This window comes from Cryobacterium cheniae (assembly GCF_004403395.1).
Lineage (GTDB): Bacteria > Actinomycetota > Actinomycetes > Actinomycetales > Microbacteriaceae > Cryobacterium > Cryobacterium cheniae.
In genome coordinates this window covers 62,761-79,095 of sequence record NZ_SOGN01000035.1, presented here as the reverse complement: position 1 = coordinate 79,095, position 16,335 = coordinate 62,761, and the positions used below count along the sequence as shown (strand labels likewise).

The window sequence follows — 16,335 nt, the reverse complement described above, 5'->3', positions numbered from 1 at the left end:
GATTGCGACTAAGCTCGAACGTCGTGACGGATGCACCGATTGGAATCTTCGATTCCGGAGTGGGCGGCCTGACTGTCGCCCGGGCGATCAAGGATCAGCTGCCCAATGAATCGATCCTCTATATCGGAGACACTGCCCATTCTCCGTACGGCCCGAAGAAGATCGCGGATGTGCGCGGCTTCGCCCTCGACGTTCTCGACGACCTGGTCGCTCAGGACGTGAAAATGCTGGTCATCGCGTGCAACACCGCGTCGGCCGCGATGCTCCGGGATGCCCGCGAACGTTACAGCGTTCCCGTGGTCGAGGTCATCCAGCCCGCCGTGCGCAGCGCCGTGCGCACCACCCGCAACAAACGCGTCGGCGTGATCGGCACTCTCGGCACCGTCAAATCGCGCGCCTACGACGACGCGTTCGCCGCGGCCACCGACATCCAGCTGCTCACCCAGGCCTGCCCCCGGTTCGTCGAATTCGTCGAGGCGGGAATCACCACCGGCGACGAGCTGCTCTCGGTCGCCGAGGGCTACCTCGCCCCGCTGCGGGCCGCGGAGGTCGACACCCTCGTGCTCGGCTGCACGCACTACCCGTTCCTGCGCGGCGCCATCTCCTTCGTGATGGGGGACACCGTGACCCTCGTCTCCAGCGACACCGAGACGGCCAACGACGTGTACCGGCTGCTGGTCAGCCAGGGCCTGGAACGCACCGAGCAGGCACCGCCGAGCTACCGCTACGAGGCCACCGGCGACAGTGCCCAAGAGTTCCTGTCCCTGGCTCACCGTTTGATCGGGCCGGAAATCGGCCGCGTCGACCTGGTCGAGACCGGGTCCTTCACTTTGAGCGAGCTTGCCGAGTTCGCCGTATCGCATCCCGACCAGAAGGAGACCCCGTGACCGACACCGTGCGCGTAGACGGACGAACGAACGACCAGCTGCGCCCCGTCACGATCGAGCGCGGTTGGAGCGATCAGGCCGAAGGGTCCGCCCTCATCTCGTTCGGACGCACCAAGGTGCTCTGCACGGCCTCGTTCACCAACGGCGTGCCGCGGTGGATGGCCGGCAAGGGCAAGGGCTGGGTCACCGCCGAGTACTCCATGCTGCCGCGCTCCACCGACTCCCGGATGGACCGCGAATCGGTCAAGGGCCGCATCGGCGGCCGCACGCACGAGATCAGCCGCCTGGTCGGACGCAGCCTGCGCGCCGTGGTTGACATGAAGGCGCTCGGCGAGAACACCATCGTGCTGGACTGCGACGTGCTCCAGGCCGATGGTGGCACCCGCACCGCGGCGATCACGGGCGCCTACGTGGCCCTCGCCGACGCCCTCGAGTGGGGTCGCGAGAAGAAGTTCATCAGCCAGAAGGCTCAGCCCCTGACCGACAGCGTGGCGGCCATCTCCGTCGGCATCGTGGGTGGCACGCCCATGCTCGACCTCGCCTACACGGAGGACTCCCGCGCCGAGACCGACATGAACGTGGTCGTCACCGGCCGCGGGCTGTTCGTGGAGGTGCAGGGGACGGCCGAGGCCGCGCCCTTCGACCGCACGGAACTGAACTCGCTGCTCGACCTGGCGCTGGCAGGGACGATCTCCCTGACCGAGTTCCAGAAGACAGCGCTGGGGAACTGACCATGCAGGTCGTTCTCGCCACCCACAACCAGCACAAGGTGGAGGAATTGCGGCGCATCCTGGCCCCGGCGATCCCCGGCCTCGAGGTGCTGGCCTACGACGGCCCCGAGCCGGTCGAAGACGGCGTCACCTTCGCCGAGAACGCCCTGATCAAGGCGCGGGCCGCCGCGGCGCACACCGGGTTGCCGGCCATCTCCGACGATTCCGGCATCTGCGTGGACGTGCTCGGCGGCTCGCCCGGCATCTTCTCGGCACGCTGGGCCGGACCCGCCCGGGACTCCGACCAGAACCTGCAGCTGCTGCTCTGGCAGCTGGGAGATGTGGCCGCGGAGCACCGGGGCGGCCACTTCACCTGCGTCGCCGCTCTGGCCATGCCCGACGGCACGGAGTGGCACGTGACGGGGGAATGGCCCGGGCAGATCCTGACCGAGCGAAGCGGTGCCGGCGGCTTCGGCTACGACCCGATCTTCCTGCCCGACGGCTACGCGATCTCCGCCGCAGAGCTGACCCCCAACGTGAAGAACGAGCACAGTCATCGGGCGAGAGCCTTCGGCAAGCTGATTCCGGTGCTGGAGACGCTGCTGGAAGCCTGACCGGCGCATCCGTCACCCGGTTGAGAACGGCACTCATTCCCGACTGGCGCCCGAACTGGCGGTCGGGTGCCCGCGGCCATACCGTGGAGGCATGGGCCACGATCACGCGCACACCTCGCACACGAACCGTGCGCGCTTGTCGGTGGCGATCGGGATCGTCGCCGCGGTACTGGTCGTGGAGGTCGTCGGCGCCTGGCTGACCGGGTCCCTGGCCCTGCTGGCGGATGCCGGCCACATGTTCTCCGACCTTGCCGGCTTGATCATCGCCCTGACGGCCACCGTGGTGGCCGCCCGCCCGGCCACCGACCGGCAGACCTTCGGCTACCAGCGGGCGGAGGTGTTCGGCGCCCTGCTGAACGGGATCATCCTGGTGGGGGTGGCCATCGCCGTCGTGATCGGCGCCATCGGCCGGCTTGTCGATGCCGGCGGCAGCGAGGTACGGGCGGCCCCGATGCTGGTCGTGGCGGCGATCGGTCTGCTGGCCAATGTCGCGGCACTGCTCCTGCTGCGGCCGGCGGCCGGGTCGTCGATCAATATGCGCGGCGCCTACCTCGAGGTTCTCGGGGACACCCTGGGCTCGGTGGCGGTCATCGTCGCCGCCGCGATCATCCTGCTCACCGGTTTCGTGCAGGCGGATGCGATCGCGTCGCTGGTCATCGCCGGCATGATCGCGCCCCGAGCGTTCGTGCTGCTGCGTGACGTGGTGCGCGTGCTCAGTGAATCGGTGCCGGCCGACACGGACATCGCGGAGATCCGGAGGCACCTGCTCGGGACGGAGGGCGTGCTGACGGTGCACGATGTGCATGTCTGGATGATCACGTCCGGCGCGCACGTCTTCAGCGCCCACGTCGTGGTCGAGCCGGCCGTGCTCAGCGGAGGAGGCTCCGGCGCGCTGCTCGATGAGCTCTCCGCCTGTCTGGCGGACCACTTCGACGTGGCCCACTCCACGTTCCAGCTCGAGCCGGCCGAACATGCCGCGCACGAGGAGAACCCGCACCCGTAGCTCCGGCGGCGCGGAGGGGGATCAGAGTTCGGGCTCGTCGCGCTTCTGCTCGGGGGCGCCCTCGAAGGCATCGGCGTCCAGGACGAGGCTTCCGGTCTGAACGGTCAGCCCGGCGCGCGCGTCCCGGCGGGACTTGGACGCGGCCTGGAGGTAGTGGAAAACGGTGGGGATGAGCGTGATGAAGACCGCGGCCAGCAGGATGATGTCGATGTAGTTCTGCACGAAATCCGCGACGGGCGGGATGTAACCGAGGAAGAATCCGAAGTAGGTGAGGCCGGCACCCCAGAGGAGAGCCCCGATCAGGTTGTAGAGCGAATACTTGCGGTAGTCCATGTGGCCGACGCCGGCCGCGACCGGGGCGAAGGTGCGCACGATCGGCACGAAGCGCGCCACGATCACGGCGACGCCGCCGAAGCGCACGAAGAACGCGTTCGTACGCTCGACGTTCTTGATGCTGAACAGGCCCGATTCCTTGCGCTCGAATACCCGGGGGCCGAACCTGTGCCCGATCATATAGCCGACTTCACCGCCGAGGAACGCCGCGAAGCCGATGGCCAGGGCCACCCACCAGATGTCGATCTGGATGACTCCGGCGAAGGTCAGCAGGCCGGTGATGACCAGCAGGGTGTCCCCGGGAAGCAGGAACCCGACGAGCAGGCCGGTCTCGGCGAAGACGATCGCGCAGACGCCCAGCAGGGCCCAGGGCCCGAAGCCGTTGATCAGGACTTCCGGGTCGAGCCAGGGGATGACTGCCGTGGGAAGCAGTGCGGTATGAATCACTAAGAATCTCCAGTGGGCGTCGGTCAGATCGGCCGGGCGGCGGGATCGCCGTGCTCTGATACAGGCTAACGCGGTTTGCCGACAGTCCGCCGTGGGCTGCAACGGTCCGTGGGTTGCAGCGGTCCGCGGGCCTACGGGGCGGTCGGGTCGTGGAGGAGCGCGTTCCGGGCATCCAGCCGGTTCTGGGCGCGATCGATGAGCAGGGTGCGCACGCCGAAGACGATCGAGGCGGTGATGAAGACACCGGCGATGACGTAGGCGGCGCTCTTCACGCCAGGGATGGCGGCCGCGTAATACCCGGTCAGGGTGAGGCCCACGCCCCAGGCGAGGGCTCCGACCAGATTGCTGGTCAGGAACTTGTAGTAGTTCATGCGGCCGACGCCCGCGATCACCGGGACGAAGACCCGGCCCCACGGCATGAACCGGGCGACGACCACCGACCACCAGCCGTACTTGCGGTAAAAAATCTCGGTCCTGGTGATGGCGGTTCGGGTGCGCCGGCCGCCGTGGCGGTCCAGGTAAGAGCGCCCGAAGCGGCGCCCGAGCACAAAACCGACCTGGTCGCCCAGGAACGCGGCGATGCCGGTGCCGACGGCCAGGACGGCGATGCTCAGGCTCGGCGTGGACGCGGCCACCAGGCCGGAGCCGAAGAGAAGGGAGTCGCCGGTGATGAACGGGATGAAGACTCCGAGGAAAACGGCGGTGCCGGCGAAGACGAGGGCCCAGACGAGCAGGTAGAAAACAACGACGCCGGTGTTCGCCAGCAGGTCGTTCAATTGGCCGTCCAGGGCCGAGATGTGACTCATGTGCGGGAGAGGGGACTTGAACCCCCACGCTCGAAAGCACAGGAACCTAAATCCTGCGTGTCTGCCAATTTCACCACTCCCGCGAAGTGCGCTTCCAGTGTACTTCGCGGGAGTGACCTGTCCGAGAGCGTGCCGGTCAGGCGGAGGATGCCGCTTGGAGTAGTGACTCCCCTAACCGTCGGCCGTGCGGGAGAGCGCACGTCCGTCGAGTGTCTTCTCCAGGGCCGCTCAACCTGCCGGACCTGCACGCCTCCAAGACCTGCCCCTCCTTGCATAACTCCTGCAAATTCTGCGCCGTGTCCCGTATGAGGCCTGAATTCGGCCAAAACGGAGGAATTTGCAGGAGTTATGCCCAAGGTGCCTGCGTGCGGAGAGGCTCGGCGTGCGGCACAGGGGCGGGGACCGGCGTGGGGCTGTGGATAAGTCGGGCGTGGCCGGCCGTGGATGGGCAATCATGCAGGAATGAGCGAAGCCGTGCGCATCATCACCGAGCAGGTTCGGTCTCGGGTGCGCCGCGACGGCGTTGACCTGGCGTCGCACACCGGGCTCGCCGAGAAGTATGTGCGCGACGAGGTGCAGCGCTACGCCGAGCGGGCGCTCGGCAATTCCCTGCCGCTGATCGCCGACGAGAACCAGGCCGCGCGCGAGGTCGTGGCCTCGCTGACCGGATTCGGTGCGCTGCAGCCGTTCCTCGACGATCCCGGCATCGAGGAGATCTGGATCAACGCGCCCAGCCGGGTCTTCGTGGCCCGCGACGGGGTGCCCGAGCTGACCACGATGGTGCTCACCGAGCGGGAGGTGCGCGACCTGGTCGAACGGATGCTGCAGGCATCCGGTCGCCGCGTCGACCTCTCCTCCCCGTTCGTCGATGCCTCGCTGCCCGACGGTTCGCGGCTGCACGTCGTCATCCCAGACATCACGAGGCAGCACTGGGCCGTCAATATTCGCAAGTTCACCCGGCGCATCCGTGACCTGAACCAACTGGTCGGGCTCGGCTCGCTCACGCAGCAGTCATCCGAGTTTCTGCGCATGTGCGTGCTGGCCGGGCAGAACATCCTCGTCTCCGGGGCCACCCAGACGGGCAAGACCACCATGCTCAACGCTCTGCTCTCGGCCACGCGCAAGAACGAGCGCATCGTGACGGTGGAGGAGACCTTCGAGCTCGACCTGGCCGCACGCGACGTCGTGGCGATGCAGTGCCGCCAACCCAGCCTCGAGGGCACCGGGGAGATCACCCTGCGGCGCCTGATCAAGGAGTCGCTGCGGATGCGCCCGGACCGGCTGATCGTCGGCGAGGTGCGCGAGGCCGAAAGCCTCGATCTGCTGATCGCCCTGAACAGTGGGCTGCCGGGTATGTGTTCTATCCACGCCAACAGTGCGCGGGATGCGCTCGGCAAGCTGTCCACGCTTCCGCTGCTCGCCGGGCGCAACATCGACTCGTCGTTCGTGCTGCCGACCGTGGCCGGCTGCATCGACATCGTCGTGCACTGCGAGATCGACCGGCACGGGCGTCGCCGGGTGACGGAGATCCTTGCGCCCAGTGGACAACTGTCGGGGGCGATGATTGAGGCCAGCCCGATCTTCCAAGCCACGCGGGGGGCGCTCGAGCCGACCGGGGGCTACCCGACGAAGCTGGCCAAGTTCCACGCGGCCGGACTCGACCCGGCCATCGTGCTCCGGGCCGGGGCCGCATGACGCTCGCACTCGGGGGGATGCTCGGCGCGGGTTTTCTCCTGCTCGCCGCACCGTTCCTCTGGCCACGAACCGGCGACAAGGACCGGTCCCGTACGCCGGGCCGGCTGCGGGCGAGCCTCGCCCAGGCCGGGCTCGGCAGCCTCCCGCTGCCGGCTTTCGTCGCCCTCTCCGTGGTGCTGGGGCTGGCCGTGTCGGCGCTGAGCCAGGCCATCCTGGGCATTGCGGCCCTGTCCCTTGTCGCCGCGCTCGTCGGGCTGGGGCTGCCGACGCTGATGGTGGCCTGGCGGACGCGCGCCCGGCGGCGGGCGAACCGGGCCGTCTGGCCCGACGTCGTCGACCACCTGGTGTCGGCGGTGCGGTCGGGCCTGGCGCTGCCCGACAGTGTGGGCAGCCTGGCCGGGGCCGGTCCGCTGTCGACCCGGCCCGCCTTCGCCGAGTTCGCTCGGGAGTATCAGGCGACCGGCAACTTCGGTGTCGCCGTCGACGGGCTCAAGGCGTCCCTGGCCGACCCGGTGGCCGACCGCATCCTGGAGACCCTGCGCATGGCACGGGAGGTCGGCGGCAGCGACCTCACGGTCGTGCTGCGCAGTCTCGCGGCGTGGCTCCGGCAGGATGCCGCCATCCGCTCCGAGGTGGAGGCCCGCCAGTCCTGGATCGTCAATGCGGCGCGGCTCGGCGTGGCCGCGCCCTGGATCGTTCTGCTGCTCCTGGCGTCCCGGCCCGAGGCGGCCGTCGCCTACAACACCCCTGCCGGCGTGGTCGTGATCGTCGGCGGCCTCGGGGTCTCCGCGGTCGCCTATCGTCTGATGGTGGCGCTGGGGCGGCTGCCGGAGGAACGCCGGTGGTTCCGGTGAGCGCCGTGCAGGCCTGGGGGCTCTTCTGCGGCACCGCGCTGGGCGTGGGTCTCTGGTCTCTGGCCAGCCTCGTTCCCCGGCTGAGCCGCCCGCGTCTCGCGCAGAGGCTGGCGCCGTACATCCTGGACGTGTCGGAGGAGGCGCGGGAATTCGTGGGGCGCACGACGGTGCATCCGTTGCCGGTCATCGGCACCCTGTTCGCGCCCGTGTTCGGTGGCCTCAAACGCGCGTTCGCCGCCGTTCTCGGTGGCACGGAGACGATCGAGCGACGGCTGCGGCAATCGGGGTCGCGCCGCAGCACCGACGAGTTCCGGTCGGAGCAGGTGGTCTGGGCGCTCGTCGGGCTCGCTGTCGGCGCGGGGGTGGTCGTGGCGCTGCCCACCTTCCGGTCGCTGCCGGCGTTCGTGCAGGTCTGCCTGCCGGTGGTCGCCGCGGCGGGTGGCGCACTGGCCCGTGACTGGATGCTCGGCCGCGCCGCCACCGCCCGGCTGGCGCGCATGCAGAGCGAATTCCCGACCGTGCTCGAGTTCATGACGCTGTCGCTGTCGGCGGGGGAGGGCATCCTGGATGCGCTCGCCCGGGTGTCGCGAACGAGCACGGGCGAGTTGTCGAAGGAACTCGCGGGGGTGGTGGCGGATGTTCGCACCGGGGTGCCGCTCGCCGTCGCCCTGCACACCCTGTCGCGCCGGATCGCGCTGCCCGCGGTGACCCGCCTGGTCGACCAGGTCACGGGGGCGCTCGACCGTGGCACCCCGCTCGCGGAGGTGCTGCGCTCCCAGGCGCAGGACGCCCGCGACGAAGCCAAGCGGGGGCTGATCGAGGTGGCCGGCAAGAAAGAGGTGGCCATGCTCGTGCCGCTGGTCTTCCTGATTCTGCCGATGACGATCCTGTTCGCAATCTTTCCCGGTTTGTTCATCCTGCAGAGCGGGTTCTGAACCACTGAACTGCCGAACCACTGAACTGCCGAACCACTGAACTGCCGAACCACTGAACTGCCGAACCACTGAACCATTGCCCCACGAGAGAACCACGGTCCCCACGAGAGAAAGTGAGTCAATCATGAAGACACTGCAGCGGCGGGTACGCGACCGGTGGAGCGACGTCGGGGGTGACGAACGAGGCGATGTGCCCGGCTGGGTTCTGATCACGTTGATGACGGCCGGGCTGGTCATGATCATCTGGGGTCTGGCCGGGCCGGCTCTGAGCGGCGTGTTCCAACAGGCGATCGACCGGGTCAGCGGAATGTGACCGGCCGTGATGCGCACGCGGGGGAGCCGGGCCCGATCGCCCGGTAGTGAGGAGGGCTCGGCGACGGCCGAGTTCGTGATGGTCGGGGCGCTGCTGACCGTGTTGACGCTCGGGGTCATGCAACTCGGGCTGGCCCTGCTGGTGCGCAACACCGTGCTCGACGCCGCAGCCGAGGGTGCGCGGTACGCCGCCCTCGCCGACAGCGGGCTGGGCGAGGGCGCGGCGCGCACCCGTGAGCTGATCACGATGTCGATCGGCCCGGCCTATGCCACCGACGTGGAGGCCAGCTATGGAGACTACGGCGGCTTCCCGAGCGTGCAGATTCGCGTCGTGGCGCCGCTGCCGTTGCTGGCCCTGTTCGGCGTCGATCGCGGGCTGGAGGTGGTGGGCCATGCTGCGGTCGAGACCCTGCGTTAGTCGGAGCGGCAGCCGGGCCGGTCGGCGCGGAGCCGGCCGTTGGCGCGCGTGGTCGGAGACCGGAGAGCGCGGGTCTGCGTCGCTGGAGTTCATCACGGCGGGGCTGATCCTGCTGGTGCCGCTCGTCTACCTGGTGCTGGCGATGGCCGCCCTGCAGGGCGGCGCCCTCGCCGTCGAGGGAGCCGCGCGCCAGGCCGCCCGCGTCTACGTGCAAGCGCCGGACGAGGCCACGGCCACCGAACGGGCCGAACGGGCCGTGCAGTTCGGGCTCACGGACTACGGCATCGACCCCGCGGGCACCGAGGTGAACGTGGCGTGCGAGGCCGGTGTGAACGGATGCCTGACGCGGCAGAGCACGGTCACGGTGACCGTGCGCATTCGGGTGGCCTTGCCGCTCGTGCCCGACCTTCTCTCGCTGCAGGGCGCCGCCAGCGTGCCTCTCGAAGCGCAGGCCACGCAGACGGTGTCCCGGTTCTGGCGGGCGGGATGAGCCGCGCTGCCGCGGTCGTGCCGGCCACGCCGGAACGCAGGCGGCTGCCGGCCTTGCCCGGCGACGAGGAGGGCTCGACGCTCATCCTGACGATCTTCTACGGTTTCCTCGCTCTGCTGCTGATCCTTGTCGTCGTGGCCGCCACCTCGCTGTACCTGGAGCGGAAACGCCTGCTGACCCTCGCGGACGGCGCGGCGCTCGCCGGGGCCGAAGCGTTCGACCTGGGTGCGATGACCGTCACGCCCGACGGCGCGGGCGTGGGGCTGCGGCCCTCCCTGTCGTCTGCCGGCGTGCGGGCTGCCGCGGAGGAGTATCTTGCCGCCACTCCGAATGGACGGATGGAGGGGCTGAGCGTGAGCGGGGCGGCATCCGTTGACGGGCAGAGTGCCACGGTCTCACTGAGCGCCTATTGGCGCCCGCCGGTGCTGGCCGTGCTGCTGCCGGAGGGGGTGCCGCTGGAGGTCACGGCGGTGGCGCGCTCGGTGTTCCGCTAGCGTTAGCGTCACGCGCCTGCCCCGGCGCAGGGGGAGGAGCACTGTGACGGCCAAACGCGACCGCCTGACCGGTGCCGGCGCCCAGGTCGTGACCGAGGTGAGCATCAACTTCGGGTCTTCGCTGGCCGGACTGGCCATCCCGCTCGTGGGCTCACCCGTCGTCGTCGCGGTCCGGCAGCTTGTGATGGCGGCCACGGTGCTGCCCTTCTACCGGCCCAGGCTCGCGACGCTCACCTGGCGGCGACTGTGGCCGGCCCTCCTGCTCGGCGTCGTGCTCGCGGTGATGAATCTCACCTTCTACCAGGCCGTCGACCTGCTCGGGCTCGGCATCGCGGCCACGATCGAATTCTTCGGCCCGTTCGCTCTCGCACTGGCCTCCTCGCGGCGTCTGCTCGACTTCGTCTACGCCACCGCGGCGGCGGGCGGGGTGTTCCTGCTGACCTGGTCGAACGGGGCGTTGAACGTGCTCGGCATCATCTACGCGCTGACCGCGGCGGCGTCGTGGGCGGCGTACATCCTGCTGACCCGCAAGGTGGCCGTGTCCTTCCCCGGACTCGAGGGCATCTCCGTGGCCAGCGTCGTGAGTCTGGCGCTGCTGGTGCCGTTCGCGCTGCTCACGGTCGACTGGAACAGCCTCAACTGGGGCGTGATCGGGCTGCTGCTCGCAATCGGCGTGCTCTCCTCGGCGTTCCCCTACACGCTGGACACCTTCATCCTGCGCCGCATCACCCCGCGCCTCTACGCGATCATCACCAGCTTCGGCCCGGTGATCGCCGCCCTGTTCGGAGCGCTGGTGCTGGGGGAGACGTTCCTGCTGCAGCAGCAGATCGCCATCGTGGTGGTGTGCGTGGCGGCCGGGGCGGCCATCGCCTCCCAGCGCGATACCCCGAAATCCGAACTCGAGATCATCGCCGGCGCGATTCCCTGACGGCTAGGTGACGATGATGCCGAGGTGTGCGGAGGGAACGGGCGCGAGCAGGCTGTGCTGGGCGTCGTCGATGGTGACGCCGCGCAGCCCGCACTCCTGGAAACCGATGCCGGTCAGGTCCCGGCCGGACAGGTCGCATCCGCTGAAGCGCTCGGCTTCCCTGCTGTCACCGGCGCGGAGGTCGTCGGCATCCGTCAGACCGGCCAGCACGATGCGGTCGAGCTGGGGGCCGCGGGTCTTCGCTCGCACCACCTCTAAGAGGCAGGGGCGTCGGCGGCTGCAGGGACAGGCTCGAGCACGAACACCGGGATGACCCGGTCGGTCTTCTTCTCGTAGTCGGCGTAGTCGGGGAACGCGGCCACGGCCCGCTCCCACCACGCGGCGCGCTCGGTGCCGGTGACCTCGCGGGACAGCATGTCCTGCCGAACCGGGCCATCCTGCAGCTCGACGAGCGGGTGGGCCACCACATTCCCGTACCAGATCGGGTTCTTCGGGCTGCCGCCGAGGGAGGCGATGGCGGCGTACGCACCCTCGTGCTCCACGCGCATCAGCGGGGTCTTGCGCAGCTTGCCCGACTTGGCACCGAGGGTGGTGAGCACGATGACGGGCATCCCGCGCAGGGTGGTTCCCTCCGTGCCGCCGGAGCTCTCGTACAGGTCGACCTGGTCGCGCACCCACTGCTGGGTGCCTGGCTCGTATTCTCCGATGAGGGGCATACGACCACTGAACGCCTGGGGTCCGACGCCTATTCCCCTCAGGTCGAGGCTGTCAGGGGCGCAGGCGCGGGCGGCGGGGCGCGTAGCGGGGGATGTAGCGACCCAGAGCCATGGCGCCGAGGAGCCCGAACACACCCATCACGCCGCTCGCGATCGAGATGGTGGCGACCGCGGTCATCCCGGCCACGGCTAAGGGGGCGACCGCGCCGCCGAAATCGGCGGTGAAACGCCACGCGCCCAGGAAGGGGGCCGGACTGGTGTTCTTCGGGGCCAGGTCGGCGCCGAGGGTCATCAGGAGGCCGCTGCCGATGCCATTGGCGAGCGACAGGATCATGGCCACGGCGATGAACCACTCCACGTTGTTCGAAAGGTCGTGCGTGAACGCGAGGATGAGGTGCCCGGTACCCAGGCCGATCATCGACGGGAGGGCGGTCCACATCCGGCCGAACCGGTCCATGACCTGGCCGCTGGCGTAGAAGAGGGCGAAGTCGACCGCGCCGGCGATGCCGATGATCAGGGCGATGTCGGCCACGCTGATGCCGATGCTGACCGCCCAGAGCGGGAGCAGCACCGTGCGGGAGGCGCGCATCGCCCCGACCAGGCCCGCGCCGGTACCCAGGCGCAGCAGCACCGCCCGGTAGCCCCAGATGGTGCGGAACAGTCCCTGGGACTCCTCGGCAGCGAGCTCTCGGCCGGCCGGAACGATGGAGCCGTCGGGAGCCTTCACGAGTTCCGGACCGCCGAAGGTGCTCTCGGGATCGGGCAGCAGGAGCAGCATGGCCGCCGCACCGAGGCAGCAGACCACGAACACCCAGAACACCGACTCGGTGCTGCCGGTGAGGCTGAGCAGGGCGGCGGCGATGAACGGGCCGATGAACCAGCCGGCGCGGAAGATTCCGCCGAGGGTCGACAGTGCCCGGGCCCGATAGGCCAGGGGCACGTAGCTGGTCATGAACGCGTGCCGGGCCAGCGCGAACACCGCGGTGGCCAGGCCGATCAGGAAGACGCCGACACCCAGCACCAACGGGTTGGGGGCGGCGATGCAGATCAGCACGGCGATGATCGCGAGCATGGATGCCCAGATCATGGCGTTGCGCTCGCCGATGCGGGAGACCACCCAGCCACTGGGGATGTCCCCGGCCAGTTCGCCCACCATGATCATGGCGGCGATGAAGCCGGCGATCGCGAGCGTGGCACCCAGATCGTCGGCCACGATCGGGATCAGCGGGATGATCGCGCCCTCACCGATGGAGAACAGGAGGGTCGGCAGGAAAGCGGCGAATGCGACGGAGCGCATCTTGAAGGGGCGCTCGGCTTCACTCATGACTCCTCGATGCTATCCCGCACCGGGCCCAGCCCGTTCCGGCCCGGTAGGCTGGGGTCCGACATGATTGAGCTGGAATTCTCGGAGCAGATCGCCGCACTGCGGGCCACGTTTGACGACATCCGGTCGGTGATCGATATCGATCGACTCCGCACGGATATCGCCGACCTGAATGAACAGGCCGGTGCGCCCGACCTGTGGGACGACTCCGAGCGAGCGCAGAAGGTGACCAGCGAACTCAGCCACCGCCAGTCGGAGCTGGCCCGCATCGTGAGCATCGAGTCCCGCCTGGACGACCTCGAGGTGCTGGTGGAACTGGCCAACGCCGAAGGCGACCAGGAATCGGCCGACGAGGCCACCGCGGAACTCGCGAGCATCACGAAGGTGCTCGGCGACCTTGAGGTGCACACCCTGCTCAACGGTGAATTCGATGTGCGCCCCGCGGTCATCACCATCCGTTCCGGCGCCGGCGGCGTCGACGCGGCCGACTTCGCCGAGATGCTCCTGCGCATGTACCTGCGCTGGGCCGAGCAGCACAACTACCCCGTGCAGGTGCTCGACGTGGGCTACGCCGAAGAGGCCGGCATCAAGAGCGCGACCATCCAGGTGGATGCCCCCTACGCCTTCGGCACGCTGAGCGTCGAAGCCGGCACCCACCGTCTCGTGCGGATGAGCCCGTTCAACTCCGCCGGCAAGCGCCAGACCTCCTTCGCCGCGGTCGAGGTGGTGCCGTTGATCGAGCAGACCGAGTCGATCGAGGTGCCCGAGAACGACATCCGGGTCGACGTCTTCCGCTCCAGCGGCCCCGGCGGCCAGTCCGTGAACACCACCGACTCCGCCGTGCGCATCACCCACCTGCCCACGGGAACGGTGGTGAGCTGCCAGAACGAGAAGAGCCAGATCCAGAACCGGGCGGCCGCCATGCGCGTGCTGCAGTCCCGGCTGCTGCTGCTGCAGCGCGAGCAGGAAGCCGCCACCAAGAAGGAACTGGCCGGCGTGATCACGGCCAGCTGGGGCGACCAGATGCGCAGCTACGTGCTCGCGCCCTACCAAATGGTCAAGGACCTGCGCACCAACTACGAAGTCAACAATCCCAGCCAGGTGTTCGACGGCGACCTTGACGGTTTCATCGCCGCGGGCATCCGATGGCGCAAGCAGGCGCCGCAGGATTAGAAACTGGATCCGCGGGTCCTGTCGCCGGTTGGGTATGTCGGAGTAGGAATTATCAGGATGCCTGCCTAGGCTCAAGGGGCCATGATTCGTTTTGACACCATCACCAAGAAGTATCCGGGAACGAACCGACCGGCATTGGACGCCATCAGCGTCGAAGTGCTGCGCGGGGAGTTCGTCTTTCTCGTCGGCGCATCCGGCTCGGGGAAGTCGACCTGCCTCCGCCTTGTGCTGAAGGAAGACCGCCCCACCAGCGGAAGCATCCACGTCCTCGGCCAGGACCTGCGGTCGATCTCCAACCGCAAGGTGCCCTACTTCCGCCGCAACATGGGCGTCGTCTTCCAGGACTTCCGCCTGCTGCCGAACAAGAGCGTCTTCGACAACGTCGCCTTCAGCCTGCAGGTGATCGGCAAATCGCGCGGGTTCATTCAGGAAGCCGTGCCCGACACCCTGGAGATGGTCGGACTGGCCGAGAAGGCCCAGCGTCTGCCCCACGAACTCTCCGGCGGTGAGCAGCAGCGCGTGGCCATCGCCCGCGCCATCGTCAACAAGCCGCAGATCCTGCTGGCCGACGAGCCCACCGGAAACCTCGACCCCACCACCAGCGCCGGCATCATGGCCCTGCTCGAGCGCATCAACGCCGGCGGCACGACCGTGATCATGGCCACCCACGAGGCCGGAATCGTCGACCAGATGCAGCGTCGCGTGATCGAACTCGTCGGCGGCCGCATCGTGCGCGACGAGCGTCAGGGTGGTTACGCCACCGCGGCGATCCCCACCACCACGGCCGGCACCGGGCGCCGCTCCGCTCGGGGGGTGCCCAGCGGCACGTCGAGTGTGGCGCCGACAGCGGCGGTCCCGGTCCCGGCATCCGTGTTCGCCCCGACTGCTGCCCCTGAACCCGTCCCCGCTGACGAGGTTCTGCCGGCCGAACATCCTCCGCTCACCTTCCCCGCCGTGCCCGTCCCTGCCCCGGCGTCCGCCGCGGCACCGTTCCGAGCCGTGGACGGCCCGGCCGTACCGGAACCGCTGGACGACGGATCGTCCGAGGACACAGGCACAAGCACACAGCCGGAGCCGGAGCCGGAAGCGGAAGCGGAAACGGATGCCGTCGCCGACGCTTCCGAGACCGACCTCAGCCGGGCCATGACCCGTCCGGTTGTTCCGATCATTCAGCACGACGTGCCGGAGCAACTGACCCTGGCCGAAAAGCTCGGGCTGCGCGCACCGGGCGAGAAACCGGACCAAACCGGCGAACAGAATGTAGGACCCACCCGATGAGACTCGGACTCGTGCTCTCCGAAGCCGCCAACGGCCTGCGCCGCAACGCGTCCATGGTCGTCTCCGTGGTGCTCGTCACCTTCATTTCGCTGACCTTCGTCGGCGCCGCGATCCTGATGCAGATGCAGATCGGCCAGATGAAGAATTTCTGGTACGACCGCGCCCAGGTGGGCATCTACATGTGCACCGCCATCTCGTCGGGTGAAACGTGCACGGCCGGCGCGGCCACGCCCGAGCAGATCGACACGGTCAAGGCTCAGCTCGAATCGCCCGCCCTGTCGCCGTTCATCGACAAGTACTACTTCGAGACCCACGAGCAGGCCTTCGAGAACTTCAAGAAGCAGTTCGCGGACAACCCTGTCGTCGACTACGTCACCGCGGACCAGCTGAACGAGACCTTCTGGGTCAACCTCGACGATCCGTCCCAATCGGATGTGCTCGTGGAAGGTCTGTCCGGCATCGCCGGCGTGGAGAACGTCGCCGACCAACGCAAATACCTGGACCAGATCTTCTCCGTGCTCAACGTGGCCAGTTACACCGCGATCGGCATCGCCTCGCTGATGCTTGTGGCGGCAGCGCTGCTGATCGCCACCACCATCCGCCTCTCCGCGTTCTCACGGCGCCGCGAGCTGGGCATCATGAGGCTGGTCGGCGCATCCAACCGGTTCATTCAAACGCCCTTCATTCTGGAGGGAGTGTTCGCGGCCCTCCTTGGTTCGCTGCTGGCGGGGGGCGCCGTTCTCGCCCTTGTCTACTGGTTCGTGCAGGGCTATCTGGGCGACCGCCTGACCAACTTCTCGCTGGTCGGCATGCAAGACGCCCTGGTGGTGGTTCCGGTCCTGTTGGTCGTCGGTGCGGTGCTGGCGGCGTTCTCCGCGCAATTCGCCATCACGCGCTACCTGAAGGTTTGACCCCTCG

The 16,335-nt window shown here is 68.6% G+C and carries 20 protein-coding genes and 1 tRNA gene; 15 read left to right on the top strand and 6 right to left on the bottom strand.

The window, feature by feature from the left end; genetic code table 11:
- The first annotated feature begins 23 nt into the window (after window positions 1-23).
- The 4 genes from murI to E3T23_RS06740 all read left to right on the top strand — a co-directional run bounded on the left by murI (window position 24) and on the right by E3T23_RS06740 (window position 3,214).
- Window positions 24-887 (top strand): glutamate racemase, encoded by an 864-nt coding sequence (gene murI / locus E3T23_RS06755; protein WP_134369615.1) that lies wholly within the window; start codon window positions 24-26, stop codon window positions 885-887.
- Window positions 884-1,618: a ribonuclease PH gene (rph, locus tag E3T23_RS06750; protein ID WP_134369614.1), complete on the top strand. Its 735-nt coding sequence runs from the start codon at window positions 884-886 to the stop codon at window positions 1,616-1,618. The genes murI and rph overlap by 4 nt, the downstream gene beginning before the upstream one ends.
- 2 nt (window positions 1,619-1,620) lie before the next feature.
- On the top strand, window positions 1,621-2,211 hold the full coding sequence (gene rdgB, locus E3T23_RS06745) for an RdgB/HAM1 family non-canonical purine NTP pyrophosphatase (RefSeq protein WP_134369613.1): 591 nt from the start codon (window positions 1,621-1,623) through the stop codon (window positions 2,209-2,211).
- Window positions 2,212-2,302: 91 nt separating this feature from the next.
- Window positions 2,303-3,214: a cation diffusion facilitator family transporter gene (locus E3T23_RS06740; RefSeq protein ID WP_134369612.1), complete on the top strand. Its 912-nt coding sequence runs from the start codon at window positions 2,303-2,305 to the stop codon at window positions 3,212-3,214.
- A gap of 21 nt (window positions 3,215-3,235) precedes the next feature.
- Here the strand turns inward: E3T23_RS06740 and E3T23_RS06735 are convergent, their stop codons facing one another.
- The 3 genes from E3T23_RS06735 to E3T23_RS06725 all read right to left on the bottom strand — a co-directional run bounded on the left by E3T23_RS06735 (window position 3,236) and on the right by E3T23_RS06725 (window position 4,883).
- A complete protein-coding gene (locus E3T23_RS06735) occupies window positions 3,236-3,979 on the bottom strand; it encodes a DedA family protein (protein ID WP_134369864.1) in 744 nt (247 codons plus the stop codon).
- A gap of 146 nt (window positions 3,980-4,125) precedes the next feature.
- Window positions 4,126-4,800 carry a DedA family protein gene (locus tag E3T23_RS06730; protein ID WP_174843846.1) on the bottom strand — a complete coding sequence of 225 codons (675 nt, stop codon included), beginning with the start codon at window positions 4,798-4,800 and terminating at the stop codon, window positions 4,126-4,128.
- A 1-nt stretch (window position 4,801) separates the two neighbouring features.
- Window positions 4,802-4,883, bottom strand: a tRNA-Leu gene (locus E3T23_RS06725).
- Between the two features lie 379 nt (window positions 4,884-5,262).
- On the opposite strand from E3T23_RS06725, the gene E3T23_RS06720 reads away from it, so the two are divergent.
- From E3T23_RS06720 to E3T23_RS06685, 8 genes are all read left to right on the top strand, one after another.
- On the top strand, window positions 5,263-6,495 hold the full coding sequence (locus tag E3T23_RS06720) for a TadA family conjugal transfer-associated ATPase (RefSeq protein ID WP_134369611.1): 1,233 nt from the start codon (window positions 5,263-5,265) through the stop codon (window positions 6,493-6,495).
- Window positions 6,492-7,349 carry a type II secretion system F family protein gene (locus tag E3T23_RS06715; RefSeq protein WP_134369610.1) on the top strand — a complete coding sequence of 286 codons (858 nt, stop codon included), beginning with the start codon at window positions 6,492-6,494 and terminating at the stop codon, window positions 7,347-7,349. The genes E3T23_RS06720 and E3T23_RS06715 overlap by 4 nt, the downstream gene beginning before the upstream one ends.
- Window positions 7,337-8,284 (top strand): type II secretion system F family protein, encoded by a 948-nt coding sequence (locus tag E3T23_RS06710; RefSeq protein WP_241977682.1) that lies wholly within the window; start codon window positions 7,337-7,339, stop codon window positions 8,282-8,284. Before E3T23_RS06715 ends, E3T23_RS06710 begins: the two co-directional genes overlap by 13 nt.
- 124 nt (window positions 8,285-8,408) lie before the next feature.
- Window positions 8,409-8,597 (top strand): hypothetical protein, encoded by a 189-nt coding sequence (locus tag E3T23_RS06705; protein ID WP_134369609.1) that lies wholly within the window; start codon window positions 8,409-8,411, stop codon window positions 8,595-8,597.
- 9 nt (window positions 8,598-8,606) lie between these two features.
- Window positions 8,607-9,014, top strand: coding sequence for a TadE family protein (locus tag E3T23_RS06700; protein ID WP_134369861.1), 408 nt, complete (start codon window positions 8,607-8,609; stop codon window positions 9,012-9,014).
- Window positions 8,989-9,504, top strand: coding sequence for a hypothetical protein (locus E3T23_RS06695; protein WP_241977680.1), 516 nt, complete (start codon window positions 8,989-8,991; stop codon window positions 9,502-9,504). Before E3T23_RS06700 ends, E3T23_RS06695 begins: the two co-directional genes overlap by 26 nt.
- Window positions 9,501-9,998 carry a pilus assembly protein TadG-related protein gene (locus E3T23_RS06690; protein WP_134369608.1) on the top strand — a complete coding sequence of 166 codons (498 nt, stop codon included), beginning with the start codon at window positions 9,501-9,503 and terminating at the stop codon, window positions 9,996-9,998. Before E3T23_RS06695 ends, E3T23_RS06690 begins: the two co-directional genes overlap by 4 nt.
- Before the next feature lie 43 nt (window positions 9,999-10,041).
- Window positions 10,042-10,926, top strand: a complete 885-nt coding sequence (locus E3T23_RS06685) for an EamA family transporter (RefSeq protein WP_134369607.1) — start codon at window positions 10,042-10,044, stop codon at window positions 10,924-10,926.
- A gap of 3 nt (window positions 10,927-10,929) precedes the next feature.
- On the opposite strand, the gene E3T23_RS06680 is transcribed toward E3T23_RS06685, so the two are convergent.
- From E3T23_RS06680 to E3T23_RS06670, 3 genes are read right to left on the bottom strand one after another with little or no spacing between them, the layout of a single operon-like run.
- Complete coding sequence (locus tag E3T23_RS06680) at window positions 10,930-11,178, bottom strand: hypothetical protein (protein WP_134369606.1); 249 nt, start codon at window positions 11,176-11,178, stop codon at window positions 10,930-10,932.
- Between the two features lie 2 nt (window positions 11,179-11,180).
- The gene (locus E3T23_RS06675; protein WP_134369605.1) at window positions 11,181-11,642 is read right to left on the bottom strand and encodes a nitroreductase family deazaflavin-dependent oxidoreductase; all 462 of its coding nucleotides are present in this window, start codon (window positions 11,640-11,642) and stop codon (window positions 11,181-11,183) included.
- Between the two features lie 52 nt (window positions 11,643-11,694).
- Complete coding sequence (locus E3T23_RS06670) at window positions 11,695-12,966, bottom strand: MFS transporter (RefSeq protein WP_134369604.1); 1,272 nt, start codon at window positions 12,964-12,966, stop codon at window positions 11,695-11,697.
- 63 nt (window positions 12,967-13,029) lie between these two features.
- Between E3T23_RS06670 and prfB the strand changes: the two genes are divergently transcribed.
- The 3 genes from prfB to ftsX all read left to right on the top strand — a co-directional run bounded on the left by prfB (window position 13,030) and on the right by ftsX (window position 16,328).
- The gene (prfB, locus tag E3T23_RS06665) at window positions 13,030-14,139 is read left to right on the top strand and encodes a peptide chain release factor 2 (RefSeq protein WP_134369603.1); all 1,110 of its coding nucleotides are present in this window, start codon (window positions 13,030-13,032) and stop codon (window positions 14,137-14,139) included.
- 81 nt (window positions 14,140-14,220) lie between these two features.
- On the top strand, window positions 14,221-15,417 hold the full coding sequence (ftsE, locus tag E3T23_RS06660) for a cell division ATP-binding protein FtsE (protein WP_134369602.1): 1,197 nt from the start codon (window positions 14,221-14,223) through the stop codon (window positions 15,415-15,417).
- Complete coding sequence (gene ftsX / locus E3T23_RS06655; protein WP_134369601.1) at window positions 15,414-16,328, top strand: permease-like cell division protein FtsX; 915 nt, start codon at window positions 15,414-15,416, stop codon at window positions 16,326-16,328. The genes ftsE and ftsX overlap by 4 nt, the downstream gene beginning before the upstream one ends.
- Window positions 16,329-16,335: the final 7 nt, after the last annotated feature.